This is a genomic window from Pseudomonas sp. UW4 (assembly GCF_000316175.1).
Classification (GTDB): domain Bacteria; phylum Pseudomonadota; class Gammaproteobacteria; order Pseudomonadales; family Pseudomonadaceae; genus Aquipseudomonas; species Aquipseudomonas laurylsulfatiphila.
In genome coordinates, this window is sequence record NC_019670.1 from 5,331,278 (window position 1) to 5,357,863 (window position 26,586).

The window sequence follows — 26,586 nt, forward strand, 5'->3', positions numbered from 1 at the left end:
CGTCTACCTTTGACGAGGCCCGATATGACCAGCCGCCTGAACCCCGACGACCAAAAGCATGTCGAAGAGTACCTGCAGTTGTCCCAGCACCAAGTCGAGCGCCGGCCTTTCCGGCCGTGGATGCTCCTTGTACTGGTATTGGCAGTGACCATTGGTCTGGGCCTGTTGAGCCGACTTATCAGTTACCTGACGCTATGAGCTGCCTTGCGCTCGCTTGGGTAACCGTACCGATTTCTTTTAGCCTTGCGAGTTATCCCCATGTCCCATCGTATTGTCATTGTCGGCGGCGGCGCCGGCGGTCTGGAGTTGGCTACCCGTCTGGGTAAGACTCTGGGCAAGCGCGGTACGGCCAGCGTGATGCTGGTCGACGCGAACCTGACCCACATCTGGAAACCCTTGTTGCACGAAGTGGCAGCCGGTTCCCTGAACTCTTCCGAAGACGAACTCAACTATGTAGCCCAGGCCAAATGGAACCACTTCGAGTTCCAGCTCGGACGCATGAGCGGGCTCGATCGCGCGAACAAAAAAATCCAGCTGGCCGCCACCTACGACGAGGCCGGTCTGGAACTGGTGCCGGCCCGCGAAGTGCCTTACGACTCGCTGGTAATCTCCGTCGGCAGCACCACCAACGATTTCGGCACCCAAGGCGCAGCGCAACACTGCCTGTTCCTCGACACCCGCAAGCAGGCCGAGCGTTTCCACCAGCAACTGCTCAATCACTATTTGCGCGCACACGCAGGCCAGACCGACGCAGTCGAACAAATCAGCGTGGCCATCGTCGGCGCCGGTGCCACCGGGGTCGAGCTGGCCGCCGAGCTGCACAACGCCGCCCACGAACTGGCGGCCTATGGCCTGGACCGGATCAAACCGGAAAACATGCACATCACCCTGATCGAAGCCGGTCCACGGGTGCTGCCGGCGCTGCCGGAGCGGATTGGCGGGCCTGTGCATAAAACCCTGGAGAAACTCGGGGTCAACGTCATGACCAATGCCGCGGTCAGCGAAGTGACGGCCGACAGCCTGATCACCGCCGACGGCAACGAAATCAAGGCCAGCCTGAAAGTCTGGGCCGCGGGGATTCGCGCGCCGGGTTTCCTCAAGGACATCGATGGCCTGGAAACCAACCGCATCAATCAGCTGCAGGTGCTGCCGACCCTGCAAACCACCCGCGACGAGAACATCTTCGCCTTCGGCGACTGCGCCGCCTGCCCGCAACCAGGCAGCGACCGCAATGTGCCACCACGCGCCCAGGCCGCTCACCAACAGGCTTCGTTGCTGGCCAAATCGCTGAAGCTGCGCATCGAAGGCAAGCCCCTGCCGGAGTACAAGTACACCGACTACGGCTCGCTGATCTCACTGTCGCGTTTTTCGGCCGTGGGTAACCTGATGGGCAACCTCACCGGCAGCGTGATGCTCGAAGGCTGGCTGGCGCGGATGTTCTACGTGTCGCTGTACCGCATGCACCAGATGGCGCTGTATGGCCCGTTCCGCACGGCGATGCTGATGCTGGGCAGCAAGATCGGGCGCGGTACTGAGCCACGGCTGAAGCTGCACTGATGTAAACCTGTGGGAGCGAGCTTGCTCGCGATGGCGTCCTTTCTGTCGATATCAATGTCGCCTGATACACCGTCATCGCGAGCAAGCTCGCTCCCACAGGGTTTTGCGGCACGCCCAGTATTATCGAAGGCAAAAAAAATCCCCGTATCTTTCGATACGAGGATTTTTAATATGGTCGGGGTAAGGGGATTCGAACTCCTGACATCCTGCTCCCAAAGCAGGCGCGCTACCGGACTGCGCTATACCCCGGTTAAAAAAAGGCACCTTTGAAAGGCGCCTTCTGCGAACAGAGCTTTTGGCGTCTGATCTTAAGATTCGATTCCAGTGTTAACTGGTTTCAAAAATGGTGGGTCGTGTGGGATTCGAACCTACGACCAATTGGTTAAAAGCCAACTGCTCTACCAACTGAGCTAACGACCCAAATATGGTCGGGGTAAGGGGATTCGAACTCCTGACATCCTGCTCCCAAAGCAGGCGCGCTACCGGACTGCGCTATACCCCGGTTTGAAATTGGCTCCGTGACCAGGACTCGAACCTGGGACCCAATGATTAACAGTCATTTGCTCTACCGACTGAGCTATCACGGAACTACATATTTCAATTTACAACTTTGAAGCTTTACTGCGTTCTCTTCGACCCGTTCGCATCGCTGCGTTCGTGTGTCTGAGGCGCGCTATTCTACAATCTTCAGCACCTCTGTCAACCCCCTAAATTGCTTTCAAGTTAATGATTTGCAACTTATTTTGGATTCCTGCTTGGGGAGCGGAAACCCTGGCGGGTGACTGACTGCGGGGCGCACTTTACAAGCCTTTTCCTTTGAGTTCAACAGCCTAACGAAAAAAAGGCCTCGTTATGCGAACAATGCTGTTCTTGTAGGAGCGAGCTTGCTCCGGGCGGCGTTCCGACGATGGACTCAATGACACCGCGTTCATCCAGGAAGTACGCGTTATCGTTAACGACCATCGCGAGCAAGCTCGCTCCCACAGAGGATCAGACGAAGACGATTTCGTCGTTTTCCACCACACCGTGAGCGGTATCGCCCGGCATGAACCGTCCGGACAGAATCAGCTGCGCCAGCGGGTTCTCGATCCAGCGCTGGATAGCGCGCTTGAGCGGCCGTGCGCCGTACACCGGGTCGTAACCGACCGCGATCAGCTTGTCCATGGCCTCGGGGCTGAGCTCAAGCTTCAGCTCGCGCTCGGTCAGGCGGCTACGCAGACGACCCAACTGGATCTCGGTAATGCCGGCGATCTGATCCCGCGCCAACGGCTCGAAGATCACCACTTCGTCGACCCGGTTGATGAACTCCGGCCGGAAGTGGCTGGAAATCGCATCCATCACCGCCGCGCGCTGCGCTTCACGATCACCGACCAGCTCCTGGATCTGTACCGACCCCAGGTTGGAGGTCATGACAATAACAGTGTTCTTGAAATCCACCGTGCGGCCATGGCTGTCGGTCAAACGGCCGTCTTCGAGCACTTGCAGCAAGATGTTGAACACATCCGGGTGCGCCTTCTCGACTTCGTCCATGAGGATCACCGAATACGGCTTGCGACGTACGGCCTCGGTCAGGTAACCGCCCTCTTCATACCCCACGTAGCCCGGTGGCGCACCGATCAGGCGAGCCACGGAGTGTTTCTCCATGAACTCGGACATGTCGATCCGCACCATCGCCTCTTCGGTATCAAAGAGGAATTCGGCCAACGCCTTGCACAGCTCGGTTTTACCGACACCGGTCGGGCCGAGGAACATGAACGAGCCGCTCGGGCGATTCGGGTCGGACAACCCGGCACGCGAACGCCGCACCGCGTTGGAAACGGCCACCACCGCTTCATCCTGGCCGATCACGCGCTGGTGCAACAGGCTTTCCATCTTCATCAGCTTGTCGCGCTCGCCTTCGAGCATTTTCGACACCGGAATACCGGTCCACTTCGACACGACTTCGGCGATCTCTTCTTCAGTCACCTTGCTGCGCAGCAACTGGTTTTCGGCTTTGCCATGCTGATCGACCATTTGCAGGCTGCGCTCCAGGTCCGGGATCACCCCGTACTGCAATTCGGCCATGCGGTTCAGGTCGCCTTTGCGGCGGGCTGCCTCCAGCTCCTGACGGGACTGTTCGATTTTCTGCTGGATCTGCGCAGAACCCTGGACTTCGGCTTTCTCCGAGTTCCAGATTTCTTCGAGATCCGAGTACTCACGCTCATGACGAGCGATTTCTTCCTGCAATTTTTCCAGACGCTTCTTCGCCGCGTCGTCGCTTTCTTTCTTCAGCGCCTGGGATTCCACCTTCAGCTGAATCAGGCGACGCTCCAGACGGTCCAGCACTTCGGGCTTGGAGTCGATCTCCATGCGGATGCGGCTGGCGGCTTCGTCGATCAGGTCGATGGCCTTGTCCGGCAACTGCCGGTCAGTGATGTAGCGATGACTGAGCTTGGCCGCCGCAATGATCGCGCCGTCAGTGATGGCCACCTTGTGGTGAACCTCATAACGCTCTTTGAGGCCACGCAGGATGGCGATGGTGTCTTCTTCGCTCGGCTCGTCCACCAGCACTTTCTGGAAACGTCGCTCGAGAGCCGCGTCCTTCTCTATGTATTGGCGGTATTCGTTCAGCGTGGTGGCGCCCACGCAGTGCAACTCACCGCGGGCCAGGGCCGGCTTGAGCATGTTGCCCGCATCCATCGAGCCTTCGCCTTTACCGGCGCCGACCATGGTGTGCAGTTCGTCGATGAACAGGATGATCTGCCCTTCCTGCTTCGACAGTTCATTGAGCAGGGATTTCAGGCGCTCTTCGAACTCACCGCGATACTTGGCACCGGCAATCAGCGCCCCCATGTCCAGGGACAACAGACGCTTGCCCTTGAGGCCATCCGGCACTTCGCCATTGATGATGCGTTGGGCCAAGCCTTCGGCGATGGCGGTTTTACCCACACCAGGCTCACCAATCAGCACCGGGTTGTTCTTGGTACGACGTTGCAGCACCTGGATGGTCCGGCGAATTTCATCGTCACGGCCGATCACCGGATCGAGCTTGCCGTCTTCGGCGCGCTTGGTCAGGTCGACGGTGTACTTGTCCAGGGCCTGGCGTGCTTCCTCGTGGTTCGGATCGTTGACGGCCTCACCACCACGCAGGTTGTTGATCGCGTTTTCCAAGGCTTTCTTGCTCACGCCCTGACCGAGCAACAGCTTGCCGAGCTTGCTGTTCTCGTCCATGGCGGCAAGCAGCACAAGCTCGCTGGAGATGAACTGGTCGCCTTTTTGCTGCGCCAGACGATCGGCCTGGTTGAGCAGGCGCGCCAGATCCTGCGACATATTCACATCGCCGGTCGGGTTCTGGATTTTCGGTAGCTGGTCGAGCTCTTTGGTCAGCTCTTTACGCAGGCTGTTGACGTCGAAGCCCACCTGCATCAACAGGGGCTTGATCGAGCCGCCCTGCTGCTCGAGCAAGGCCTGCATCAAGTGCGCCGGTTCAATGGCCGGATGATCGTGGCCGACAGCCAGGGATTGGGCATCGGACAACGCTAACTGCAATTTGCTGGTTAAACGGTCTATACGCATGGGTCACCTTCCTTTTGAGCAGGCCGGACCTATAAAACATCCTGAATGAAGAAACCTGCCAGATATCACAATAGATGCGGTCGATTCTGGGAGTTTCAAGCGTCGTGACGTTGATGCAGATCAGACAAGTCTAGCGTTCGAGCCAAACCAAGGAGGCAAACCGACCAGTGCGAGGCGCACGGCGGTAAGAAAAGAAACGCGGATCGGTTACGGTGCAGAACCCGCCACCATAAACGGCGGTGACACCGCGAGCGGCCAGACGCAAGCGCGCCAGCCTATAGATGTCGGCCATGAACTTGCCGGGGTTTTGGCTCGGCACAAAAGCCTCAGCCGCTTGCGGCAATTGCTCGACGAAGGTCTCGCGCACTTCCGGGCCGACTTCAAAGGCTTGCGGGCCGATGGCCGGGCCGAGCCAGACCAATACGTCTTCGGGCGCAACGTCCAGCGTATCGAGCGTCGCTTCCAGCACGCCTGCCGCCAACCCGCGCCAACCGGCATGGGCCGCCGCGACACGAGTGCCGGCGCGGTCGCAGAACAGCGCCGGCAGACAGTCGGCAGTCATTGCCGCACAGGCAATGCCGGGCGTCGCCGTCCAACTGGCGTCGGCGGTGACCACCCGATCTGGATCGGCATGAGCCACGACAATGCCGTGGACCTGCCGCAGCCAGGCCGGTTGAATGGAGAAATGATCGGTAAGACGACGGCGATTCTCGGCAACCGCTTCGGGGCTGTCGTCGACGTGATCGCCGAGGTTGAGGCTGTCGAACGGCGCCACACTGACGCCGCCCGCACGGGTGGTCACACAGGCTTTGACCCCGGCCGGCGCGGGCCAGTCAGGAATCAGCCAGTCACTCATCCGATGAACGCCTCGCGGTCTTGCTTGAGCAGGGTCAGCAGCCAGACGAAGTCTTCCGGCAACGGCGATTCCCAGCTCATGCGCTTACCGGTGGTCGGATGATCCAGTTCCAGGAAACGCGCATGCAGCGCCTGACGCGGGAAGTTCTTCAGCGACTCGACCATGGTCGGGTTGGCAGCCGGCGGAATACGGAAACGACCGCCATAGGCAGGATCTCCGACCAACGGGTAGTTGATGTGCGCCATGTGCACGCGAATCTGGTGCGTACGACCGGTTTCCAGCTTCACCCGCACGTGAGTGTGGGAGCGGAAGCGCTCGAGCACGCGGTAATGGCTGACGGCTTGCTTGCCACCTTCCATCACGGCCATGCGCTGGCGTTGCTGGCCGTGACGACCGATCGGCGCATTGATCTTGCCTCCGGCTGTCACCACACCGATCACGATGCACTCGTAGATCCGGCTGACGCTGCGGCTTTGCAACTGTGTCACCAGTTGCGTCTGCGCCTGAATGGTCTTGGCCACCACCATCAGACCGGTGGTGTCCTTGTCCAGGCGATGCACGATACCGGCGCGGGGCACATTGATGATGTCCGGCACGTGGTGCAGCAAGGCGTTGAGCAAGGTGCCGTCGGCATGACCGGCAGCCGGGTGCACCACCAGGCCCGCAGGCTTGTTGATCACCAGGATGTCGTCGTCTTCGTAGACGATGTCCAGGGCTATGTCTTGAGCGACCCATTCGCCCTGAGCTTCCTGCTCGGCAGTCAACTCAAGGATGGCGCCGCCATGGACGATGTCTCGCGGGCGGATAACCGCCCCATCCACAGTCAGGCGGCCGTCTTTGATCCAGGCGGAAAGGCGCGAGCGCGAGTGCTCAGCGAATAATTGTGCGGCGACTTGATCGAGGCGTTGGCCGCCCAATTCGGACGGCACCTCTGCGCGAAGTTCAATTTTATCGGACATGCTCAGACTAGGCGTCGGCACAGCCTTTGGTTTCGGCTGCGCGCTTGTGGTTAAATACGGCGTCTTTTGCCCCGAGGCTTTTCAACGGGGCGCTCATCATAACAGGACGGCCACGCCCAAGACAGCGGCCGTCATAGGGACGCAAGCCGCCATGCAAGTGAAACACCTGCTGCTGATCGCCATCCTCGCATTGACCGCTGCTTGCTCATCGAAGGAAGTCGTAGACGAAAACCTCAGTGAAGTCGAGCTGTACCAACAGGCTCAAAATGACCTGGACAACAGTAGCTACACCTCCGCCATCGCCAAGCTGAAGGCTCTGGAGTCGCGTTATCCGTTCGGCCGCTATGCCGACCAGGCGCAACTCGAGCTCATCTACGCCAACTACAAGAACACCGAGCCGGAAGCGGCCAAGTCCGCGGCTGAGCGCTTCATTCGTCTGCACCCACAGCATCCGAACGTCGATTATGCCTACTACCTCAAGGGTCTGACTTCTTTCGACCAGGACGTCGGCCTGCTGGCGCGTTTCCTGCCGCTGGACATGACCAAGCGTGACCCGGGCGCCGCCCGCGACTCCTATAACGAGTTCGCCCAGCTGACCAGCCGCTTCCCGAACAGCCGTTACGCACCGGATGCCAAGCAGCGCATGATCTATCTGCGCAACCTGCTGGCGGCCTACGAAATTCACGTTGCCGACTACTACCTGACCCGTCAGGCCTATGTCGCGGCGGCAAACCGCGGTCGTTACGTGGTGGAAAACTTCCAGGAAACCCCTTCGGTCGGCGACGGCCTGGCGGTGATGACCGAGGCCTATCAGCGCCTGCACCTGGACGAACTGGCTGCCACCAGCCTGGAAACCCTGAAGCTCAACTACCCGAACCACCCGACGCTGGTAGACGGCCAGTTCGTGCCGACCGTGGCCGAAGCCGACAACCGTTCGTGGCTGAGCAAGGCGACCCTGGGCCTGATCGAATCCCGTCCGCCGCTGCCACCGGGCGAAACCCGCGCCAACCAGGATGTACAGAAGCAGTTCCAGGACGCCAAGGATGCGATTCCATCCGAACTCAAGCCTAAAGACGACAATGGCGACGTGATCGAAGAAGAAAATCACGAAGCGGAAGGCAACAACAGCGACCGCTCGTGGTTCAGCTACATGACCCTGGGCGTGTTCGACTGACACCTCGCGCTGTGCCAAAAGGAGACTAGTAGGAGCGAGCTTGCTCGCGATGGACGTCAACGTTAACGCGCTTTGTCTGAATAAACGCGTCGTCCTTGAGACCATCGCGAGCAAGCTCGCTCCTACATAAGCTATTAGGCTGTGCGCTGGTCATGTCCTTGGCTAAACTAGCCAATCACTAGTCAAAAAGCAGCTCACCATGCTTCGTTTATTGTTCTGGATTGCCCTGATTGCCGCTGCCGTATGGTTCTGGCGCAAGTTCAAGGGTCAGGCTTCCACCCCCAGGTCCCCTGCCGAACGGGAAGCGGCGCCCATGGTCCGCTGCGCCCATTGCGGTGTTCACCTGCCCCGTGACCGCGCACTGAGCCTCGACCAGCGGTGGTATTGCAGCCAGGCTCATCTCGAGCAGGACAAGGACTCCAGCGACCGCTGACACTCTCCCGAATTGGCGGCCGATCGAGGACTATCGCAGGCACCCAAGGAACTGAAAGGCATCGAGTGACGTCTGACACAGATTATTCAAGACCTCTCTCTGCGAATGAACCGGGTAATCGAAAACGTCCTGTACCTGCAGCGCCGCGCGCAAATGTCGCCGCCATGGCTTGACCTGAAATCACTGGAAATACTCCATCACGAAGCCCCCGCCCCGACTATCAAGGGCCCGGGGCTTTATCTGTCCGGCCACCCGGGCGAAAGCATTCTGTCCCGCCTAGACTTCAAGGCACGCCAGGAAAGCGGCTGCTTTTGCATGACCTTTGCTCACGGACGGAACCCAGTTTGAACACGAGACCACGACAAAAAGTCTTGATCGTCGATGACGAACCAGACATACGCGAACTCCTGGAAATCACCCTGGGAAGGATGAAACTGGAGACGTTCAACGCCCGCAATGTCGGCGAAGCGCAATCGCTGCTAAAAAGCGAAACATTCGATCTCTGCCTGACCGACATGCAATTGCCGGATGGCACCGGCCTGGAATTGGTGCAGCACATCCAGCAACGTCACCCTCAGGTCCAGGTGGCGATGATCACTGCCTATGCCAGTCTCGAAACCGCTATCAATGTGCTCAAGGCCGGTGCATTCGACTTCCTGACGAAACCGGTGGACCTTACGCGCCTGCGTGAACTGGTCACCAGCGCGCTGCTGCTTCCTGCCAGCGGGGTCGACATCGATCGCCGTTTGCTGGGCGACTCATTGCCCATGCGCAACCTGCGCAAACACATCACCAAACTGGCCAACAGTCACGCGACGGTATACATCAGCGGAGAATCCGGCAGTGGCAAGGAATTGGTCGCGCGCCTGATCCATGATCAAAGCCCCCGCGCCAAGCAGCCGTTCATTGCGATCAACTGCGCGGCGATTCCCTCGGAACTGTTGGAGAGCGAGTTTTTCGGCCATCGCAAAGGCAGCTTCAGCGGCGCCATCGAAGATAAACCCGGTCTGTTCCAGACAGCTCACGGCGGCACCCTGCTCCTGGACGAAGTGGCTGACCTGCCGCTGGCAATGCAGGTCAAACTGCTACGCGCCATTCAGGAGAAAGCCGTACGCAGCGTCGGTGGGCAGCAGGAAGTGGCAGTGGATGTGCGCATTCTTTGCGCTACACACAAGGAACTTGGCGCCGAAGTCGCCGCCGGGCGATTTCGGCATGACCTTTACTATCGTTTGAATGTGATCGAACTCCGGGTGCCGCCCTTGCGCGAGCGTCGCGATGACATCGAGGTGCTGGCCAGCCACATACTCAAGCGCCTGGCCGCCGATACGGGTCAATCGGCAGCCAGACTCCACCCCCTAGCCCTCGATGCGCTGAAAAGCTATCGCTTCCCGGGCAATGTGCGGGAACTGGAAAATATGCTCGAGCGGGCTCACACCTTGTGCGAGGACAATCAGATCGAAGCCGGTGACCTGCGCCTGGCTGAAGGCAATTGCGCAGCTGAAGGTGGAATGCCGGACCTGTCCCGGATAGATAATCTGGACACCTATCTGGAAAACGTCGAACGCCAACTGCTGCTCCAGGCCCTAGAGGAAACCCGCTGGAACCGCACGGCGGCGGCTCAGCGGTTGAATCTGTCATTCAGGTCGATGCGTTACAGGCTCAAGAAATTGGGACTGGATTGAGATTTTAAACAGATCACAGTCTTCCAGCAGGCGCATAAGGCGTCGGATCGATAATCGGCGTACGACCCAGCATCACATCGGCAAACAACTGACATGACGCCGGCGCCAACACCAGTCCGTTACGGTAATGCCCACAGTTGAGCCAGAGCCCGTCAAACCCCGGCACCGGGCCGATATAGGGAATGCCCTCGGGTGATCCCGGGCGCAATCCGGCCCAGTGCCCCACCACTTCGGCATCGGCCAGTGCCGGGATCAATTCCACCGCCGACGCTTTCAGGCTCTCCAGTGCCGCCCCGGTCGGCGTCTTGTCAAAACCTTCATGCTCCAGCGTACTGCCGATCAGTATGTGTCCGTCGCGCCGGGGAATCGCATAACGGCCCTTGGCCAGGACCATGCTTGGCAGGAAGTCCGCCGCGCACTTGTAGAGAATCATCTGCCCTTTCACCGGCTCTACCGGCAGCGTCAGATCAAGACGCTTGAGCAACTCACCGCTCCAGGCTCCCGCCGTCAGGACGACTTGATCGCCGAGAACAGCACCTGTGGCGGTCTGCACGCCGACCACTTTGTTGCCGTCACGAACAAACCCGCTGACTTCACACTGCTCATGGATCGTCACGTTCGGCAGCGCCAGCAACGCGGCCTTTAGCGACTTCACCAGACGCGGGTTACGCACGTTGGCGACGTCGGCCATGTAGATCGCCCGGGAAAACCCGTTGCCCAGCACTGGCACCGCGTCGTGTGCCGCCGAGATATCCACAGCACTCAACGGACGATGTTCCCGGGCGGCCCATGCCAGCGCTTGGGCCTCGTCATCCAGATCCAGCCAATACAGACCGGTGGTATGCACTTCAGGATCAACACCGGTGGCGGCAAACAAGCGCTCGCCCAGTTGTGGATAAAAGTCCTGGGACCAGTGAGCCAGCGCGGTGACCGCCGGGCTGTAGCGCCACGGGTAAAGCGGCGAAACGATGCCGCCACCGGCCCAGGACGATTCCTGACCGACGTTCGAGCGATCCAGCAGCACAACGCTTTGCACTTCGGAGGCGAGATTGAAGGCCGTCAGCAAGCCAATCACCCCACCGCCGACAATCACCACTTGCTGTTGCCTGGTCATGTTCTGATCCAATCGTTAAATAGACAGAGGGTGCAAAAGGCACCCGAAAAAGAAACTCAGCGCCCCCAGCAATCTTTGCTGGTCAGGCCGGACTTCGCATTGACCATACCCAGTACACCGGTGTTGGTGATGGTCAGATCACCGCATTTGTCAGTGGCCATGCTTGAGCCGGCCTTGCGTACCGCCGTCAGCAGAAAAGTCTGGTCGGTCAGGGCTGGAGTGATGCTGTAGTAGTCATTGCCGGCGCTGAGGCCCGTCGCATCGGTGTAGACATTTTTCTGCGAGTAGAAGCGCTCCAGCAGCTGCGCCTGCTCCGAAAGCAGACCAGCGACTTCCGCGCGACGGCCCTTGTTCAGGTACTCGGTGAAACTCGGGGCGGCAATGGTCATGACAATCCCGATGATCGCAATCACGATCATGATTTCGATCAGGGTAAAACCGCGGTTGGAACTACGCATGCCTCAACTCTCACTTACTGTATTTGTCGCCACATGATGCGACGGCTGCCGCCGGATTTTTCCATCCCCGGCGTATCGTCGCCAGTGGAATCGTTTACGACCCCGCCATTGTCACCGGTATCCTGGGTCGAATGCTCTCCGACGAAGATCACACCATCGGACAGCGTGTCGATGTTGTCGACCACTCCATCGGCGTTGCTGTCGAGCATCTTAACGCTGATCGCTTCGGGCAGCTTCAGGCAGACGGCTTTCAAGCCCTGATTGCCATGATAGAAACCGTACCAGTTGCCATTCGCCAGACAGGTTGGCCGGTTCAGCGCTGGCGAATCCGCTGGCGTGGCTGCATGCGCCGACATCGACAGGTCAAGCGCGACAACGACGCCGAGCAGGTGTGACCATAACCTGACAGGTCGCTCAGTACTTCGCATAGATACTCTCCACCACACTGCGCGAATGACCCGCGATGCCGACTGCCGTTACCCGATACAAGGTCGCCGGGGTATTGATTGGCACATTCACCGCCTTCTTGCTGACACCGATGTTTTGCACGCCATAAAAACCCTTGCCCGATGCAATCCAGGTCACTCCGGAAGTGGCGTTGAAGCCGGCTGCGGTAATGGTCGAGGACTCGGACGGTGGTGCACATTGAACGATGCCGCTGCAAACAGGTAGCGCATAACTGTCCCGTTGCACTCCACTCTCGCCCACCCGCAATGCTGCCTCGGCGCTCTGGAACGACTGGTTGTGCAAGGCGACGCTACCGGCCATTTTTTCCTGCAGGGTCGCACTCTGCATCGAGGAAAGACCAATCAGCGTCAGCAAGAGCAAGAACACCAGACTGACCAGCAGCGCCATGCCGCGCTGGGTGTAATACGTCTCGGGAGAACGACTCAATGGTATCTCCTCATGGCAAGCGGTTGCGCAGAGCGGCAACCACGTTGAAGGTTTGATCGCTCACCCGGCGACTCGGATCGGTGAGGGTCAGGCTCAGGCGTACGCTACGAATCAGCGCGGGGTCCGGCGGGTTGCTGCTGTAGCGCGATGCTGCCAGATCAGTGGCCGTGCTGGCCAAGCCGAAGCTCACGTCGAAAGCGCCGACATTGTCCACCAGTATCTGGTCTGCTGCGGCCCCGCCCTTCATGAGCAATTGGTTGTTGCTGAACCTGTAAGTCAGCCGCCGGATCGGAAATGCCTGCTGCCCTGCCGCTGGCGTCCGGCCTTCACTGTAGGCCGTCGAATGGGTTCTACAATCGGAAAGCACGGTCCAGTCCGGTTTGTCGCCATTACCGCCGACATCCGCCATAACCAGCGTCAAACTGCGACTGCCATTGTCCCAACGGATCGGCGTTGTGCGACTGGCATGGAAATCACCTTTCTCACTTGAATCAGTGATCGTTTCCAGACAACCGAACATCCCGACCATGCGGATTTCCTTGATCATTTTGCTCAACACGAAACGTGCATCCTCCTGCATGTTCGCGGCCGCATTCTGACTGAGATAGGTGTTCTTGGCCGCGATGAAAACCTGCACCACGCCCAGCACCACGATCAGGCTCAATGCCAGGGCGATCAGCAACTCGACCAGGCCAAAGCCTCTGCTACGCCGGCTCACGGGATCACCACCGGATCAATGGCCGTCCGGCTGCTCAGGACAAAGCTGCGCCGCGAGTCGGCAGCATTGGCAGCCCGTGAGTCGTCCCAGGTAATCGTGATGGTGTACACCTGCTGATTGACAGTGACACTGCCGGTCGCGGATGCACCGAGCGAGCTGACAATGTTGGCATTGAAGTCAAAGAGGTCCTGATCCCGGGCAACGTCTGGATTGCCCGAAGCCGGAGGCGCAATGGTGTAGTCCGCAGCGGCATTGGCGCGAATACGGTCCAGCATGTCGTAGGCGATAAAACTGGCCTGACTGGTCATGCGCGCGCTGTCCGTGTACTTCAGCGCATTGAGCTGAAACGCCGCTGCGCCCAGCAACCCCACTCCCAGAATGACTAACGCCACCAGGACTTCGACCAGCGTCATGCCCTCCTGCGAGCCTTGCATCCCTGCTCTCATCCGCAACGTCCACCCAATAGAATTCGGCCGTTCAAACACACTGTCAGCGTCCTGCTTTGTGCTCCTCGCCCATAGCTGATCACCACCTCCGAGGACGGTGATGACAATCCGCCCAGACTGTTGAAATCGATGGCAGTGACGCCAGAGGTTAGCGCCAGAGTTGCGCCGTTGCTCATCGCCGGAACAACCCGCAATACATTGGCCAAAGCGCCAGTACCGTCGTAAATCGCCAGCTCCCCACTCCAGACATCCCCGCCGGCTGTCGGCCGCACACGCGTGGTATTGCCCCGATCGATGGCTTCGAGCCGGGCAACATTCAACGCTCGTTTCAGGTCCGCGATTTCGGTATCAGCCCTGGTTGTCTGCGTCGAGCGGGTAAACGCCGGGACGGCCATAGTCAGCAGGATCAGAAGAATCGCGAGCGCGACCAACAACTCGATCAGCGTGAAACCTTTTGTACGATGCTCCATCGGGCCCTTCTGTTTCCTTCGGCTATACCTGCTGTTGCGCAGCACAACGTTCGAACGATGCTGTGCGTTGCCATTTCTCGCGCACGGATTGCGCGAGCCACAGCACGCCACGGAGGGAAATATCATGCGACAACACGGCTTCAGCCTGATCGAACTGCTCATGGGACTGGCAATTACAGGAATTGTTCTGCTTCTGGTCACTCCGGCGTTCGCAACGCTGATCGAGTCGAACCAAAGACAGCAAGCGGCGCAGGCTCTTTTCAGTGGTATTCGCACCGCCCGGAGCGAAGCCATCGTCCGCAACCAGGCCGTGGTGATTCACGGCATCAATGGCGACTGGAGCCAAGGCTGGCGGATGATCCTGGATATCAGCGGCAAAGGGGAGATGGACAGCGACAATCCACTGCTGGCCGAACGCCAGAGCGGCGCACGCATATCGATTGCGGGGAACGGTCAGGTCGAAAGCTCAATACGATTCAAAGGTCAGGGCGAAGCACTGTTTGGAGGGACGTTACACATTTGCGCGGTTCGCGAACCGGTAAGCCAACATCAAGTGGTGTTGGCACGGACCGGTCGCGTCAGCCTGCGCAACAACAAGGTTGAGCAGGCGTTATGCGAAAAAAGGACTGAATTCAGAGCAACGAGCGAACGCGCAGTTCTTTAGGCATCGAGAACGTGATGTTCTCCTCGCGACCGGCCAGCTCATCGGCACCGGTGGCACCCCAGGCCTGCAACTGCTGGATCACGCCGCGCACCAGGACTTCCGGGGCGGATGCGCCAGCGGTGATGCCGATACGCTCGACGCCGTCGAACCAGCTCTTTTGCAGGTCTTCGGCACCGTCGATCAGGTAGGCCGGAGTGGACATGCGCTCTGCCAGTTCGCGCAAGCGATTGGAGTTGGAGCTGTTCGGGCTGCCGACCACCAGCACCACATCACACTCGTCGGCCAGTTGCTTGACCGCGTCCTGACGGTTCTGCGTGGCGTAGCAAATGTCGTCCTTGCGCGGTCCACCGATGGCAGGGAAACGCGAACGCAGAGCGTCGATAACACGACTGGTATCGTCCATCGACAAGGTGGTCTGGGTCACGAAGGCGAGCTTTTCAGGGTTGTTCACCTGCAACGCCGCGACATCTTTCTCGTCTTCGACCAGGTAGATCGCGCCACCGTTGCTGGCATCGTACTGGCCCATGGTGCCTTCGACTTCCGGGTGACCGGCGTGGCCGATGAGAATGCACTCTCGGCCGTCACGGCTGTAGCGCGCCACTTCGATGTGGACTTTGGTCACCAGCGGGCACGTGGCATCGAACACTTTCAGCCCGCGACCAGCCGCTTCGCTGCGCACGGCCTGGGAGACGCCGTGTGCACTGAAGATCACAATGACGTCGTCCGGCACCTGATCCAATTCTTCGACAAAGATCGCGCCACGGGAGCGCAGGTCTTCGACGACAAATTTGTTGTGGACCACTTCGTGACGCACATAGATCGGCGGCCCGAAAACTTCCAGGGCGCGGTTGACGATTTCGATCGCCCGGTCCACACCGGCGCAGAAGCCACGGGGGTTGGCGAGTTTGATTTGCATGCTGTGCCTCGTGTCTTACGCGCGAAAACAATGAAAAACACTGTGGGAGCGAGCCTGCTCGCGAAAGCGGTGTGTCAGACGACATCAATATTGAATGTCAGTCAGCCTTCGCGAGCAGGCTCGCTCCCACACTTTGACCCTGTCCGGTCAGTTACAGCGCTTTGACGTTGATGATCTCGACGTCAAAGGTCAGCGTCTTGCCCGCCAGCGGGTGGTTGAAGTCGATGGTCACTTGCGCGTCGTCGAACTCTTTCACCACGCCCGGCAGTTCAGTATTGGCCGCATCGTTGAAGATCACCAGCAAACCCGGCGACAGTTCCATGTCTGCAAACTGCGAGCGCGGAATGATCTGCACGTTTTGCGGGTTCGGCTGGCCGAAAGCGTTTTCCGGCTCGATGCTCAGTGTACGCTTGTCACCGGCCTTGAAACCGAACAGGGCTGCTTCGAAACCTGGCAACAGGTTGCCGTCACCGACCTTGAAGGTCGCAGGGGCTTTGTCGAAGGTGCTGTCCACCGTGTCGCCATTCTCCAGGCGCAATGCGAAATGCAAGGTGACTTCCGTGTTCTGGCCGATGCGTTGCTCAGCCAATACCTGTTCAGTCATGAACGGTTTCTCCGGTCTTTTTACTTTTGAACATATCCAGTGCCAGCATGACAGCACCTACCGTGATTGCACTGTCGGCAAAGTTGAACGCCGGGAAATACCAGCGGTTCTGCCAGTGCACCAGAATGAAATCGATCACATGCCCCAGGGCAACGCGGTCATACAGATTGCCCAGCGCGCCGCCGAGCACCAGCGCCAGCGCGACCGCCAGCCAGGTCTCGTTGCGCCCCAGACGCTTGAGCCATACCACCAGCACCGCACTGACCACCACCGCGATCAAGGCGAACAACCAGCGCTGCCAGCCGGAGCTGTCAGCCAGGAAGCTGAACGCCGCGCCAGTGTTGTAGGCCAGGGTCCAGCTGAAGTAATCGGGGATGATCACGATCTGCTGGTACATCTGGAGCTTGCCTTCGAAGTAGAACTTGCTGGCCTGGTCGATGACCAGTACCAGCAAACTCAACCAGAGCCAGCTCAGCCGTCCGAAACGGCCAACGGCATTAGGCATAGTGACGGACCTCGCCAGCGCCGCTGATGTTGTCCACGCAACGACCGCAGATTTCCGGATGCTCCGGGTTCACGCCGACGTCTTCGCGGCAATGCCAGCAACGAGCGCATTTGGCGTGGGCCGACTTGACGATCTTCAGCTTCAGGCCGCTGACTTCAGTAGCGACCGCGTCCTCTGGTGCCTTCACAAACGGTGCAACGCTGGCAGTCGAGGTGATCAGCACGAAACGCAGTTCGTTGCTCAGCTTGGCCAGGTCGGCAGTCAGCGCGTCTTCGGCGAACAGCGTCACTTCGGCTTGCAGGTTGCCACCGACAGCCTTGGCAGCACGCTGGATTTCCATCTCTTTGTTGACCGCGACCTTCACTTCCATGATGCGGTCCCAGTAGGCGCGACCCAGCTCGAAGCCTTCCGGCAGTTCGCTCAGGCCTTCGTACCAGGTGTTGAGCATGACGGACTCGTTACGCTCGCCCGGCAGGTACTGCCACAGTTCGTCGGCGGTGAACGCCAGGATCGGCGCGATCCAGCGCACCAGCGCTTCGGAGATGTGGAACAGCGCAGTCTGGCACGAACGGCGGGCCTTGCTGTCGGCGCCGGTGGTGTACTGGCGATCCTTGATGATGTCGAGATAGAAGCCACCGAGCTCCTGCACGCAGAAGTTGTGGATCTTCGAGTACACGTTCCAGAAGCGGTATTCACTGTAGTGTTCTTGCAGCTCGCGTTGCAGCAGCAGTGTGCGATCCACGGCCCAACGGTCCAGCGCCAGCATTTCTTCAGCCGGCAGCAGGTCGGTGGCCGGGTTGAAACCGGTCAGGTTCGACAGCAGGAAGCGCGCGGTGTTACGGATACGCCGGTAGGCGTCCGCACTGCGTTGCAGGATCTGCTCGGAAACGGCCATTTCACCCGAGTAATCGGTCGAGGCAACCCACAGGCGCATGATGTCGGCGCCCAGGGTGTCGTTGACTTTCTGCGGCGCGATCACGTTGCCCAGGGACTTGGACATCTTGCGGCCGGACTCGTCGACGGTGAAGCCGTGGGTCAGCAGCTCGCGGTACGGCGCGTGGTTGTCGATGGCGCAACCGGTCAGCAGCGACGAGTGGAACCAGCCGCGGTGTTGGTCCGAGCCTTCCAGGTACAGGTCGGCACGCGGGCCGGTTTCGTGGCCCATCGGGTGCGAACCGCGCAGGACGTGCCAGTGCGTGGTGCCCGAATCGAACCAGACGTCCAGGGTGTCGCTGATCTTGTCGTACTGCGGCGCTTCGGCGCCCAGCAGCTCGGCGGCGTCCAGCTTGAACCAGGCTTCGATGCCTTCGACTTCGACGCGCTTGGCAACTTCTTCCATCAGCTCGACGGTGCGTGGGTGCAGTTCGCCGCTTTCCTTGTTCAGGAAGAACGGGATTGGCACGCCCCAGTTACGCTGACGGGAGATGCACCAGTCCGGACGGTTGGCGATCATCGAGTGCAGGCGCGCCTGGCCCCAGGCCGGGACGAACTGGGTGTCTTCAATGGCCTTGAGCGAGCGCTGGCGCAGGGTGTCGCCGGTGGTCGGCTGCTTGTCCATGCCGATGAACCACTGCGCGGTAGCGCGGTAGATCAGCGGAGTCTTGTGGCGCCAGCAGTGCATGTAGCTGTGTTCGATGACGGTGGTGTGCAGCAGCGCACCGACTTCGGTCAATTTGTCGACGATGGCCGGGTTGGCCTTCCAGATGAACTGGCCGCCGAAGAACTCCAGCGAAGGCACGTACACGCCGTTGCTTTGTACCGGGTTGAGAATATCGTCGTTGACCATGCCGTACTTCTTGCAGGTCACGAAGTCGTCCACGCCATAGGCCGGTGCGGAGTGAACCACGCCAGTGCCTGCGCCCAGCTCGACGTAGTCAGCCAGGTATACCGGCGACAGGCGGTCGTAGAACGGGTGACGGAAGTTGATCAGTTCCAGCGCCGAACCAGCGGCGGTAGCGATCACCGAACCTTCCAGCGAGTAGCGCGCCAGGCACGACTCGACCAGCTCTTCAGCCAGCACCAGCAGCTTGTCGCCGACATCGACCAGGGCGTAGTTGAATTCCGGGTGGACGTTCAACGCCTGGTTGGCCGGGATGGTCCACGGGGTGGTGGTCCAGATCACGATCGAGGCCGGCTTGCCCAGGGCAGGCAGACCGAAGGCGGCGGCCAGCTTGGCTTCGTCGACAATCGGGAAGGCCACGTCGATGGTCGAGGACTTTTTGTTCTCGTACTCGACTTCCGCTTCAGCCAGGGCCGAACCGCAGTCGAAGCACCAGTTCACGGGTTTCAAGCCCTTGAACACGAAACCGCCCTTGACGATTTCAGCCAGGGCACGGATTTCCCCGGCCTCGTTCTTGAAGTCCATGGTCTTGTACGGGTTGGCGAAGTCGCCCAGCACGCCCAGACGGATGAACTCGGATTTCTGCCCTTCGATCTGCTCGGTGGCATAGGCGCGGCACAGTTCGCGGGTCTTGTCCGCGCCCAGGTTCTTGCCGTGGGTCACCTCGACCTTGTGCTCGATCGGCAGGCCGTGGCAGTCCCAGCCCGGGACATAAGGTGCGTCGAAGCCCGACAGGGTCTTCGAGCGGATGATCATGTCCTTGAGAATCTTGTTCAGCGCATGACCGATGTGAATCGTGCCGTTGGCGTACGGAGGGCCGTCGTGCAATACGAACTTCGGACGATCCTTGCCAATTTCGCGCAACTTTCCGTACAGGCCAATACTGTCCCAGCGCTGCAGGATCTGCGGTTCGCGCTGTGGCAGGCCGGCCTTCATTGGGAAGGCGGTGTCCGGAAGGTTTAGCGTGGCTTTATAGTCGGTCATTTAAGGCTCTTCATTAGCGATGGGCGCTAGGTGCGGCTAGTGCACGGGCGGCGGCGACATCCGCGCTGATCGCCGTTTTCAGTGCCTCCAGAGAGGCGAAACGCTGCTCTTCACGCAGCTTGTGGTGGAAAACCACCGTTAAACGCCGGTCATACAGATCGCCGGCAAAATCTAAAAGATGCACTTCCAGGTGGGCTTTGCCATCACCTTGAACCGTGGGCCGCACGCCGATATTGGCGACGCCGGGCCAGGTCTTGCCATCGATCTCGACATCCACCAGGTAAACCCCGGTAAACGGTACGCGACGGCGCTTGAGTTGTATGTTGGCCGTGGGCGTACCCAACTGCCGAGCAAGCTTCTGGCCATGCAATACGCGACCGGCGATCCGGTACGGCCGCCCGAGGAGGCGTTCGGCCAGGGCGAAATCCGCGGCGGCCAGGGCATTGCGGACCTGCGTGCTGCTGACCCGGATGCCATCCAGCTCGACGGTTTGCGCCGCTTCGACGGTAAATCCCTGAAGGATGCCGGCCTGTAGCAGGAAATCGAAATCTCCCGCGCGGTCACAACCGAAACGGAAGTCATCACCGACCTCCAGGTGCTGGACACCCAGGCCATCGACCAGAATGGTATCGACGAACTCGCTGGCGCTGAGTTTGCTCAGGCGCTGGTTGAAAGCCAGGCACAGAACGCGGTCGACGCCTTCGGCGGCCAACAATTGCAGCTTGTCCCGCAGACGGGCCAGACGGGCCGGTGCGGTCTCCGGAGCGAAGAACTCGCGCGGTTGCGGCTCGAAAATCACCACGCAACTGGGCACACCCAACTCGAGCGCACGCTCACGCAGCCGCGCCAGGATAGCCTGGTGGCCACGGTGTACACCGTCAAAGTTGCCAATAGTGGCGACACAGCCCCGATGCTGGGGGCGCAGATTGTGGAGGCCTCGAACCAGCTGCATAACGCGCTTCTTGCTCATAAAGTGGTCGATTATAACCACACCCGGCGGCCGACGACAGGCAACACCGTAACCCAAAGTGATCAAGCCGACAAAACCGCCGGCCCGCCCGTGTTTATCGAGGCCAAAACCTCAGCCAAGCGTCTTGCGATTGAAGTCGCGCAAACGGAAACCCATCAACACTAACATGCCGAAATAAGCCACCACACCGGCAACAACCAAGGCACCCAGACGCAGGAAACGCTCAAGCATCTGCCCTTCACCCCAGGCCGGCATGAAATGCATCCCTGCCAGCAACACGCCAGACATCACCGCCACCGCAATCACCAGCTTGAAGCCGAACTTTGTCCAGCCTGGTTGCGGCTGGTACATCTGCTGTTTACGCAGTTGATAAAAGAGCAACCCCGCATTGAGGCAGGCGCCAGCACTGATGGCGAGCGCCAGGCCCGCGTGAGCCAAAGGACCGATCAGCAACAGGTTAAACAGCTGAGTGACGACCAGAGTGAAAATTGCGATTTTAACCGGCGTGCGGATGTTTTGTTGCGCATAAAAGCCCGGCGCCAGCACTTTAATCACGATAATCCCGAGCAACCCCACGGAATAGGCGATCAACGCACGCTGGGTCATGGCCGCATCATGGGCATCGAACTGACCATACTGGAACAGGGAAACCGTCAGCGGTTCGGCCAGAATCCCCAGCGCCAGGGCGCAAGGCAATACCAGCACGAAGCATAGACGCAGGCCCCAATCGAGGATGCGCGAGTATTCGTGGCGATCCTTGCTGGCGTAGGTCTTGGCCAGGGTCGGCAGCAAAATCGTCCCCAACGCCACGCCCAACACTCCGGACGGCAGCTCCATCAAACGGTCGGCGTAGTACATCCACGACACGGAACCGGCAACCAGGAAAGACGCGAAGATAGTGTTGATGATCAGCGAAATCTGGCTCACCGAGACACCGAGAATGGCCGGCAACATTTGCTTCATGACGCGCCACACACCGCTGTCACGCAGGTTCAGACGCGGCAGTACGAGCATGCCGATCTTTTTCAGGTGCGGCAGCTGATAGAGCAACTGCGCCAGGCCGCCGACCAGTACCGCCCAGCCGAGCGCCATGACGGGCGGATCGAAGTACGGCGTCAAAAACACCGAAAAGATGATCATGCTGACGTTCAGCAGGGTCGGCACGAAGGCGGGCACCGAAAAGCGGTTCCAGGTATTGAGGATCGCGCCGGCCAACGACGACAGGGAAATCAGCAGGATGTAGGGAAAGGTCACCCGCAACAGGCTGGAGGTCAGTTCGAATTTTTCCGGCGTGTCGGTGAAACCCGGCGCGGTGACCCAGATGACCCATGGCGCGGCGATCATGCCCAACACCGTGACCAGCGCCAGTACCAGCGTCAGCAGGCCCGAAACGTAGGCAATGAAGGTACGCGTCGCCTCTTCGCCCTGCTGGCTTTTATATTCGGCAAGAATCGGCACGAACGCCTGGGAAAACGCCCCCTCGGCAAAGATTCGCCGCAGCAGATTGGGTAATTTGAAGGCGATAAAGAAGGCGTCAGTTGCCATTCCTGCGCCAAATGTGCGCGCGATGAGGGTGTCTCGGACAAATCCCAGAATCCGGGAAAGCATCGTGATAGAGCTGACGGCGGCCAACGATTTGAGCAGATTCATGGAAAGAGTTTGTGCCTGTCGATAAACAGCAGGCGAACTAAGCGCCTACTTGTGCGATACTCCGCGCCGCAACAGCACAGAGCCAAAGCTCGCGAGTTTACAGGTCACACGCCGGAAAGAAATATCCCGTCGCACCACGCCTACCACTTAGCGGAACGTTTCAAGCGCCCTTGACAAGACTTCAACTCATCGGCATGATTCGCGGCCTATTTTGTTTGCTATTTCCTAAAAAGTCTTTCGAGGAGCTCGACGGTGGCCAACTCACCTTCCGCCAAAAAACGTGCAAAACAGGCTGAGAAGCGTCGCAGCCACAACGCCAGCCTGCGTTCCATGGTTCGTACCTACATCAAGAATGTAGTTAAGGCCATCGACGCAAAAGACGCTGCCAAAGCTCAAGCCGCTTACGTTCTGGCTGTGCCAGTTATCGACCGTATGGCCGATAAAGGCATCATCCACAAGAACAAGGCCGCTCGTCATAAGAGCCGCCTGAATGGCCACGTCAAGGCCCTGAACGTTGCCGCTGCTGCCTAAGCGACACGCTCATTAAAAAACCGACCTCAGGGTCGGTTTTTTATTGCCCGCGATTTAATGAACACACAAAAAACTGTGGGAGCGGGCTTGCTCGCGAAGGCGGCATGTCAGTCGACATCAATATTGACTGATTCAACGCTTTCGCGAGCAAGCCCGCTCCCACATCTGGATCTGCGCTAGCTTATTGGGCGTGCGCCCACGGCAGAATCGGAATCGCCGTCACCGCATTCTGCGGACTGCCCTCGATCAAGCGATCGCTGTACACCAGGTACACCAGCGTATTGCGCTTCTTGTCGAGGAAGCGCACCACCTGCATGGTCTTGAACACCAGGGACGTGCGCTCCTTGAATACCTCGTCGCCATCCTTGAGCTCACCCTTGAAGCTGATCGGCCCGACCTGCCGGCAGGCGATGGACGCCTCGGCACGATCTTCGGCCAGCCCAAGACCACCCTTGACCCCGCCCGTCTTGGCGCGCGACAGGTAGCAGGTCACACCCTCGACCTTAGGATCATCAAAGGCCTCGACCACGATCCGGTCATTTGGCCCGACGAACTTGAACACCGTCGACACCTGGCCGATTTCCTCGGCCGAAGCCAACAGCGGCATCGCCAACAGCAATCCCAATAATCCTTTTGCCACGCGCATTCAGGTATTCCTTCAGACCAGGATCAGGTTATCGCGATGAACCAGTTCCGGTTCCGCCATGTAACCCAGCAGACCGACAATCGCCTCGGACGACTGACCGATGATTTTTTGCGCTTCCAGCGCACTGTAGTTGGCCAGGCCGCGGGCAATCTCACGACCGTCCGGCGCCACGCAGACGACCATCTCGCCGCGACGGAAGCTGCCCTGCACCAATTTGACCCCAACCGGCAGCAAGCTCTTGTTGCCCTCGGACAACGCAGTCACCGCACCGGCATCCAGCACCAGGGTGCCACGGGTTTGCAGATGACCGGCCAGCCACTGCTTGCGCGCCGCCAGCATGCCACGCTCCGGCGACAGCAGGGTACCGATACGTTCGCCCGCCTTGAGGCGATCCAGCACACGCTCAAGCCGCCCACCCACGATAATGGTGTGAGCGCCGGAACGGGCCGCCAGACGCGCCGCACGCAGCTTGGTCTGCATACCACCACGCCCCAGCGCCCCGCCCGTACCGCCCGCCACCGCATCGAGCGCCGGATCATCGGCACGCGCTTCGTAAATCAGCTGGGCATCCGGATTGTTGCGCGGATCAGCGTCGAACATGCCATCGCGATCCGTCAGGATCACCAGCAAATCCGCCTCGACCAGGTTCGCCACCAGCGCCGCCAGGGTGTCGTTATCGCCGAAACGGATTTCGTCGGTAACCACGGTGTCATTCTCGTTGATGACCGGAATAACCTTGAGCTCGACCAATGCGCGCAAGGTACTGCGGGCGTTCAGGTAGCGCTTGCGGTCGGACAGGTCGTCGTGAGTCAGGAGAATCTGCGCAGTATGCCGACCGTGCTCGGCAAAGCTCGACTCCCAGGCCTGCACCAGCCCCATCTGGCCGATTGCAGCAGCGGCCTGAAGCTCGTGCATCGCACTGGGTCGCGAAGTCCAGCCCAAGCGGCTCATACCGGCCGCCACCGCCCCGGAGGACACCAGCACCAGCTCGACACCCGCCTCATGCAAGGCCACCATCTGCTCAACCCAGACACCCATTGCCGCGCGATCCAGGCCCTTGCCGTCCGCCGTCAGCAAAGCGCTGCCGATCTTCACGACCCAACGCTGCGCACCTGTCACCTTGCTCCGCATCATCTTCAACCTTAGCTTGAGGACAGCGCGACCTGGCACTGCCCGTGACGTTATTCGTGGCTATTCGCGACCAACGATTTACAGATACTAAAACGCCGCTCGATTGAGCGGCGCTTAAGTTTATCGCAACGAATCAGTCACGCACGTAAATGATTTCCGGACCGTCTTCGTCATCCACATCTTCTTCGTCCCAATCATCGTCACCGATGTCGTGGACCGACTTCACGCCGCTGCGACGCAGCGCACGCTGGTCGTCCAGCGCCTGCAACTGGGCACGGGCTTCATCTTCGATGCGCTGATCGAGTTCGGCCAGCTCTTCCTTGTAGGCAGGATCGTTAGCCAGACGATCGGCACGATCTTCCAGGTAACGCATGATGTCGTGGCACAGGCGCTCAGTGTTCTGCTTGGCAATCGCCGAGATCACGTAGACCGGACCGGTCCACTCCAGGCGATCGACGATCTCCTTGACGCGAGCATCATGCTCCTCATCAAGAATCTGGTCGCACTTGTTCAGGATCAACCAGCGATCGCGCTCCGCCAGGGACGGGCTGAACTTGGTCAGCTCGCTGACGATGACTTCAGCAGCGTCCGGAGCACTGGTTTCATCCAGCGGCGCCATGTCGACGAGGTGCAACAGCAAGCGAGTACGCGACAAGTGCTTGAGGAAGCGAATCCCCAGGCCCGCACCGTCGGAAGCACCTTCGATCAGACCCGGAATGTCCGCGACCACGAAGCTTTTCCAGCGATCGACGCTGACCACACCCAGGTTCGGCACCAGCGTGGTGAACGGGTAGTCGGCCACTTTCGGCTTGGCGGCCGATACCGAACGGATAAAGGTACTTTTACCGGCGTTCGGCAAGCCCAGCAGGCCGACGTCCGCGAGTACTTTCATTTCCAGCTTCAGGTCACGCTGCTCGCCCGGCTTGCCTGGCGTAGTCTGGCGTGGCGCACGGTTGGTGCTGGATTTGAAACGGGTGTTGCCCAGGCCGTGCCAGCCGCCATGTGCAACCAGCAGTTTCTGGCCAGCCTTGGTCAGGTCGCCGATCACTTCCTGAGTGGCCGAGTCGATCACCGTAGTACCCACCGGTACACGCAGGATCAGATCCTCGCCCTTCTTGCCGGTGCAGTCGGTGCTGCCGCCGTTGGAGCCACGCTCGGCATCGAAGTGCCGGGTGTAACGGTAGTCCACCAGGGTATTGAGGTTTTCGTCGGCCATCATGTAGATGGAACCGCCATCACCACCGTCACCACCGTTCGGACCACCGTTTTCGATGAACTTTTCGCGACGGAAACTCATGCAGCCATTGCCGCCGTCACCGGCCTTTACTCGAATCGATACTTCATCAACAAACTTCATAACAAACGCCTCTCGCCATACGGACGAGCCGAAAAACAATCAAGACATAAGACTCTTGCAAAAATGAGCGCAGCGACCCCAAACCACGACACCTACATCGTACGCCGACAGCCCATACAAACAGCTTTGCAAGAGACTCACCCCACAAACGAAAAAGCCCCGTCGCGAGACAGGGCTTTTCCAGCGATCGCGCAATTAAGCTGCGACTACGCTCACGTAACGACGACCGAAGGCGCCTTTTACTTCAAACTTGATCACGCCTTCGACTTTAGCGAAGAGGGTGTGATCCTTACCCATGCCAACGCCGTAGCCAGCGTGGAATTGGGTACCGCGCTGACGCACGATGATGTTGCCTGCTTTGATAGCCTGGCCGCCATACATCTTCACGCCAAGGCGTTTGGCTTCTGAGTCGCGACCGTTACGGGTACTACCACCAGCTTTTTTGTGTGCCATGAGTTCAATTCTCCTAGTG

At 59.5% G+C, this 26,586-nt stretch carries 27 protein-coding genes, 4 tRNA genes and 1 pseudogene; 8 read left to right on the forward strand and 24 right to left on the reverse strand.

What is annotated here, in order from left to right; genetic code table 11:
• The first annotated feature begins 24 nt into the window (after window positions 1-24).
• Both PPUTUW4_RS23585 and PPUTUW4_RS23590 read left to right on the forward strand, forming a co-directional pair.
• Window positions 25-198 (forward strand): DUF3094 domain-containing protein, encoded by a 174-nt coding sequence (locus PPUTUW4_RS23585; RefSeq protein ID WP_007970531.1) that lies wholly within the window; start codon window positions 25-27, stop codon window positions 196-198.
• A gap of 60 nt (window positions 199-258) precedes the next feature.
• Window positions 259-1,557, forward strand: a complete 1,299-nt coding sequence (locus PPUTUW4_RS23590) for an NAD(P)/FAD-dependent oxidoreductase (RefSeq protein ID WP_007970529.1) — start codon at window positions 259-261, stop codon at window positions 1,555-1,557.
• 172 nt (window positions 1,558-1,729) lie between these two features.
• Here PPUTUW4_RS23590 and PPUTUW4_RS23595 read toward each other — a convergent pair.
• The 7 genes from PPUTUW4_RS23595 to rluD all read right to left on the reverse strand — a co-directional run bounded on the left by PPUTUW4_RS23595 (window position 1,730) and on the right by rluD (window position 6,927).
• A tRNA-Pro gene (locus PPUTUW4_RS23595) sits at window positions 1,730-1,806 on the reverse strand.
• A gap of 95 nt (window positions 1,807-1,901) precedes the next feature.
• Window positions 1,902-1,977: transfer RNA gene (locus PPUTUW4_RS23600), tRNA-Lys, on the reverse strand.
• A 5-nt stretch (window positions 1,978-1,982) separates the two neighbouring features.
• A tRNA-Pro gene (locus PPUTUW4_RS23605) sits at window positions 1,983-2,059 on the reverse strand.
• A gap of 9 nt (window positions 2,060-2,068) precedes the next feature.
• Window positions 2,069-2,144: transfer RNA gene (locus PPUTUW4_RS23610), tRNA-Asn, on the reverse strand.
• A gap of 403 nt (window positions 2,145-2,547) precedes the next feature.
• Window positions 2,548-5,112: an ATP-dependent chaperone ClpB gene (gene clpB / locus PPUTUW4_RS23615; protein WP_015096877.1), complete on the reverse strand. Its 2,565-nt coding sequence runs from the start codon at window positions 5,110-5,112 to the stop codon at window positions 2,548-2,550.
• Window positions 5,113-5,242: 130 nt separating this feature from the next.
• Window positions 5,243-5,968: a peptidoglycan editing factor PgeF gene (gene pgeF, locus PPUTUW4_RS23620; RefSeq protein ID WP_015096878.1), complete on the reverse strand. Its 726-nt coding sequence runs from the start codon at window positions 5,966-5,968 to the stop codon at window positions 5,243-5,245.
• A complete protein-coding gene (gene rluD, locus PPUTUW4_RS23625) occupies window positions 5,965-6,927 on the reverse strand; it encodes a 23S rRNA pseudouridine(1911/1915/1917) synthase RluD (protein ID WP_007990414.1) in 963 nt (320 codons plus the stop codon). Before rluD ends, pgeF begins: the two co-directional genes overlap by 4 nt.
• A 151-nt stretch (window positions 6,928-7,078) precedes the next feature.
• On the opposite strand from rluD, the gene PPUTUW4_RS23630 reads away from it, so the two are divergent.
• From PPUTUW4_RS23630 to PPUTUW4_RS23645, 4 genes and pseudogenes are all read left to right on the forward strand, one after another.
• A complete protein-coding gene (locus tag PPUTUW4_RS23630) occupies window positions 7,079-8,101 on the forward strand; it encodes an outer membrane protein assembly factor BamD (protein WP_015096879.1) in 1,023 nt (340 codons plus the stop codon).
• A 199-nt stretch (window positions 8,102-8,300) separates the two neighbouring features.
• Window positions 8,301-8,534 carry a PP0621 family protein gene (locus tag PPUTUW4_RS23635; protein ID WP_015096880.1) on the forward strand — a complete coding sequence of 78 codons (234 nt, stop codon included), beginning with the start codon at window positions 8,301-8,303 and terminating at the stop codon, window positions 8,532-8,534.
• Between the two features lie 45 nt (window positions 8,535-8,579).
• A pseudogene (locus PPUTUW4_RS30645) lies at window positions 8,580-8,882 on the forward strand (hypothetical protein); the annotation flags it as partial.
• On the forward strand, window positions 8,879-10,216 hold the full coding sequence (locus tag PPUTUW4_RS23645; protein ID WP_015096881.1) for a sigma-54 dependent transcriptional regulator: 1,338 nt from the start codon (window positions 8,879-8,881) through the stop codon (window positions 10,214-10,216). The pseudogene PPUTUW4_RS30645 and the gene PPUTUW4_RS23645, both read left to right, overlap by 4 nt.
• A 13-nt stretch (window positions 10,217-10,229) precedes the next feature.
• On the opposite strand, the gene thiO is transcribed toward PPUTUW4_RS23645, so the two are convergent.
• Genes thiO through PPUTUW4_RS23680 form a run of 7 tightly spaced genes read right to left on the reverse strand, consistent with a single transcriptional unit; the run spans window position 10,230 to window position 14,316 of the window.
• Complete coding sequence (gene thiO / locus PPUTUW4_RS23650; RefSeq protein ID WP_015096882.1) at window positions 10,230-11,330, reverse strand: glycine oxidase ThiO; 1,101 nt, start codon at window positions 11,328-11,330, stop codon at window positions 10,230-10,232.
• 56 nt (window positions 11,331-11,386) lie between these two features.
• Complete coding sequence (locus PPUTUW4_RS23655) at window positions 11,387-11,788, reverse strand: type IV pilin protein (RefSeq protein ID WP_007970514.1); 402 nt, start codon at window positions 11,786-11,788, stop codon at window positions 11,387-11,389.
• Between the two features lie 14 nt (window positions 11,789-11,802).
• Complete coding sequence (locus PPUTUW4_RS23660; RefSeq protein WP_227698106.1) at window positions 11,803-12,144, reverse strand: hypothetical protein; 342 nt, start codon at window positions 12,142-12,144, stop codon at window positions 11,803-11,805.
• Window positions 12,145-12,202: 58 nt separating this feature from the next.
• The gene (locus PPUTUW4_RS23665) at window positions 12,203-12,682 is read right to left on the reverse strand and encodes a PilX N-terminal domain-containing pilus assembly protein (protein WP_041474956.1); all 480 of its coding nucleotides are present in this window, start codon (window positions 12,680-12,682) and stop codon (window positions 12,203-12,205) included.
• 10 nt (window positions 12,683-12,692) lie between these two features.
• A complete protein-coding gene (locus PPUTUW4_RS23670; RefSeq protein ID WP_015096884.1) occupies window positions 12,693-13,400 on the reverse strand; it encodes a prepilin-type N-terminal cleavage/methylation domain-containing protein in 708 nt (235 codons plus the stop codon).
• Window positions 13,397-13,846 (reverse strand): type IV pilus modification protein PilV, encoded by a 450-nt coding sequence (pilV, locus tag PPUTUW4_RS23675; RefSeq protein WP_015096885.1) that lies wholly within the window; start codon window positions 13,844-13,846, stop codon window positions 13,397-13,399. Before pilV ends, PPUTUW4_RS23670 begins: the two co-directional genes overlap by 4 nt.
• The gene (locus tag PPUTUW4_RS23680) at window positions 13,843-14,316 is read right to left on the reverse strand and encodes a GspH/FimT family pseudopilin (RefSeq protein ID WP_015096886.1); all 474 of its coding nucleotides are present in this window, start codon (window positions 14,314-14,316) and stop codon (window positions 13,843-13,845) included. The genes pilV and PPUTUW4_RS23680 overlap by 4 nt, the downstream gene beginning before the upstream one ends.
• A gap of 124 nt (window positions 14,317-14,440) precedes the next feature.
• Between PPUTUW4_RS23680 and PPUTUW4_RS23685 the strand changes: the two genes are divergently transcribed.
• Window positions 14,441-14,980: a GspH/FimT family protein gene (locus tag PPUTUW4_RS23685; RefSeq protein ID WP_015096887.1), complete on the forward strand. Its 540-nt coding sequence runs from the start codon at window positions 14,441-14,443 to the stop codon at window positions 14,978-14,980.
• Here the strand turns inward: PPUTUW4_RS23685 and ispH are convergent.
• The 6 genes from ispH to murJ form a co-directional block, all read right to left on the reverse strand.
• On the reverse strand, window positions 14,949-15,896 hold the full coding sequence (gene ispH / locus PPUTUW4_RS23690) for a 4-hydroxy-3-methylbut-2-enyl diphosphate reductase (protein WP_015096888.1): 948 nt from the start codon (window positions 15,894-15,896) through the stop codon (window positions 14,949-14,951). The genes PPUTUW4_RS23685 and ispH overlap by 32 nt on opposite strands.
• Before the next feature lie 151 nt (window positions 15,897-16,047).
• Window positions 16,048-16,485: an FKBP-type peptidyl-prolyl cis-trans isomerase gene (fkpB, locus tag PPUTUW4_RS23695; RefSeq protein WP_173900849.1), complete on the reverse strand. Its 438-nt coding sequence runs from the start codon at window positions 16,483-16,485 to the stop codon at window positions 16,048-16,050.
• A 7-nt stretch (window positions 16,486-16,492) separates the two neighbouring features.
• Complete coding sequence (gene lspA, locus PPUTUW4_RS23700) at window positions 16,493-17,005, reverse strand: signal peptidase II (RefSeq protein ID WP_015096890.1); 513 nt, start codon at window positions 17,003-17,005, stop codon at window positions 16,493-16,495.
• Window positions 16,998-19,829, reverse strand: a complete 2,832-nt coding sequence (gene ileS / locus PPUTUW4_RS23705; protein WP_015096891.1) for an isoleucine--tRNA ligase — start codon at window positions 19,827-19,829, stop codon at window positions 16,998-17,000. The genes lspA and ileS overlap by 8 nt, the downstream gene beginning before the upstream one ends.
• 13 nt (window positions 19,830-19,842) lie before the next feature.
• Window positions 19,843-20,781 carry a bifunctional riboflavin kinase/FAD synthetase gene (gene ribF, locus PPUTUW4_RS23710; RefSeq protein WP_007970925.1) on the reverse strand — a complete coding sequence of 313 codons (939 nt, stop codon included), beginning with the start codon at window positions 20,779-20,781 and terminating at the stop codon, window positions 19,843-19,845.
• 129 nt (window positions 20,782-20,910) lie between these two features.
• Entirely contained in the window at window positions 20,911-22,449 is a 1,539-nt protein-coding gene (gene murJ / locus PPUTUW4_RS23715; protein WP_015096893.1) for a murein biosynthesis integral membrane protein MurJ, read from the reverse strand.
• 252 nt (window positions 22,450-22,701) lie between these two features.
• Between murJ and rpsT the strand changes: the two genes are divergently transcribed.
• Window positions 22,702-22,980, forward strand: coding sequence for a 30S ribosomal protein S20 (rpsT, locus tag PPUTUW4_RS23720; protein ID WP_007970922.1), 279 nt, complete (start codon window positions 22,702-22,704; stop codon window positions 22,978-22,980).
• Between the two features lie 181 nt (window positions 22,981-23,161).
• On the opposite strand, the gene PPUTUW4_RS23725 is transcribed toward rpsT, so the two are convergent.
• The 4 genes from PPUTUW4_RS23725 to rpmA form a co-directional block, all read right to left on the reverse strand.
• Window positions 23,162-23,626 (reverse strand): CreA family protein, encoded by a 465-nt coding sequence (locus PPUTUW4_RS23725; RefSeq protein ID WP_015096894.1) that lies wholly within the window; start codon window positions 23,624-23,626, stop codon window positions 23,162-23,164.
• Between the two features lie 12 nt (window positions 23,627-23,638).
• A complete protein-coding gene (proB, locus tag PPUTUW4_RS23730) occupies window positions 23,639-24,757 on the reverse strand; it encodes a glutamate 5-kinase (RefSeq protein WP_033052220.1) in 1,119 nt (372 codons plus the stop codon).
• A gap of 133 nt (window positions 24,758-24,890) precedes the next feature.
• Window positions 24,891-26,114: an Obg family GTPase CgtA gene (cgtA, locus tag PPUTUW4_RS23735; RefSeq protein WP_007970919.1), complete on the reverse strand. Its 1,224-nt coding sequence runs from the start codon at window positions 26,112-26,114 to the stop codon at window positions 24,891-24,893.
• Window positions 26,115-26,309: 195 nt separating this feature from the next.
• Window positions 26,310-26,567: a 50S ribosomal protein L27 gene (gene rpmA / locus PPUTUW4_RS23740; protein ID WP_003281574.1), complete on the reverse strand. Its 258-nt coding sequence runs from the start codon at window positions 26,565-26,567 to the stop codon at window positions 26,310-26,312.
• Window positions 26,568-26,586 lie beyond the last annotated feature (19 nt).

What these genes read in the sequence shown, in the direction of transcription:
- lspA (WP_015096890.1), bottom strand. Translation starts at nt 17,005, where the DNA reads ATGCCTAATGCCGTTGGCCGTTTCGGACGGCTGAGCTGGCTCTGGTTG.
- PPUTUW4_RS23660 (WP_227698106.1), bottom strand. Translation starts at nt 12,144, where the DNA reads ATGTCGGCGCATGCAGCCACGCCAGCGGATTCGCCAGCGCTGAACCGG.
- proB (WP_033052220.1), bottom strand. Translation starts at nt 24,757, where the DNA reads ATGCGGAGCAAGGTGACAGGTGCGCAGCGTTGGGTCGTGAAGATCGGC.
- PPUTUW4_RS23680 (WP_015096886.1), bottom strand. Translation starts at nt 14,316, where the DNA reads ATGGAGCATCGTACAAAAGGTTTCACGCTGATCGAGTTGTTGGTCGCG.
- PPUTUW4_RS23630 (WP_015096879.1), top strand. Translation starts at nt 7,079, where the DNA reads ATGCAAGTGAAACACCTGCTGCTGATCGCCATCCTCGCATTGACCGCT.
- ileS (WP_015096891.1), bottom strand. Translation starts at nt 19,829, where the DNA reads ATGACCGACTATAAAGCCACGCTAAACCTTCCGGACACCGCCTTCCCA.
- pgeF (WP_015096878.1), bottom strand. Translation starts at nt 5,968, where the DNA reads ATGAGTGACTGGCTGATTCCTGACTGGCCCGCGCCGGCCGGGGTCAAA.
- ribF (WP_007970925.1), bottom strand. Translation starts at nt 20,781, where the DNA reads ATGCAGCTGGTTCGAGGCCTCCACAATCTGCGCCCCCAGCATCGGGGC.
- thiO (WP_015096882.1), bottom strand. Translation starts at nt 11,330, where the DNA reads ATGACCAGGCAACAGCAAGTGGTGATTGTCGGCGGTGGGGTGATTGGC.
- PPUTUW4_RS23585 (WP_007970531.1), top strand. Translation starts at nt 25, where the DNA reads ATGACCAGCCGCCTGAACCCCGACGACCAAAAGCATGTCGAAGAGTAC.
- ispH (WP_015096888.1), bottom strand. Translation starts at nt 15,896, where the DNA reads ATGCAAATCAAACTCGCCAACCCCCGTGGCTTCTGCGCCGGTGTGGAC.
- cgtA (WP_007970919.1), bottom strand. Translation starts at nt 26,114, where the DNA reads ATGAAGTTTGTTGATGAAGTATCGATTCGAGTAAAGGCCGGTGACGGC.
- pilV (WP_015096885.1), bottom strand. Translation starts at nt 13,846, where the DNA reads ATGAGAGCAGGGATGCAAGGCTCGCAGGAGGGCATGACGCTGGTCGAA.
- PPUTUW4_RS23725 (WP_015096894.1), bottom strand. Translation starts at nt 23,626, where the DNA reads ATGCGCGTGGCAAAAGGATTATTGGGATTGCTGTTGGCGATGCCGCTG.
- rpmA (WP_003281574.1), bottom strand. Translation starts at nt 26,567, where the DNA reads ATGGCACACAAAAAAGCTGGTGGTAGTACCCGTAACGGTCGCGACTCA.
- clpB (WP_015096877.1), bottom strand. Translation starts at nt 5,112, where the DNA reads ATGCGTATAGACCGTTTAACCAGCAAATTGCAGTTAGCGTTGTCCGAT.
- rluD (WP_007990414.1), bottom strand. Translation starts at nt 6,927, where the DNA reads ATGTCCGATAAAATTGAACTTCGCGCAGAGGTGCCGTCCGAATTGGGC.
- PPUTUW4_RS23655 (WP_007970514.1), bottom strand. Translation starts at nt 11,788, where the DNA reads ATGCGTAGTTCCAACCGCGGTTTTACCCTGATCGAAATCATGATCGTG.
- PPUTUW4_RS23635 (WP_015096880.1), top strand. Translation starts at nt 8,301, where the DNA reads ATGCTTCGTTTATTGTTCTGGATTGCCCTGATTGCCGCTGCCGTATGG.
- PPUTUW4_RS23590 (WP_007970529.1), top strand. Translation starts at nt 259, where the DNA reads ATGTCCCATCGTATTGTCATTGTCGGCGGCGGCGCCGGCGGTCTGGAG.
- PPUTUW4_RS23685 (WP_015096887.1), top strand. Translation starts at nt 14,441, where the DNA reads ATGCGACAACACGGCTTCAGCCTGATCGAACTGCTCATGGGACTGGCA.
- murJ (WP_015096893.1), bottom strand. Translation starts at nt 22,449, where the DNA reads ATGAATCTGCTCAAATCGTTGGCCGCCGTCAGCTCTATCACGATGCTT.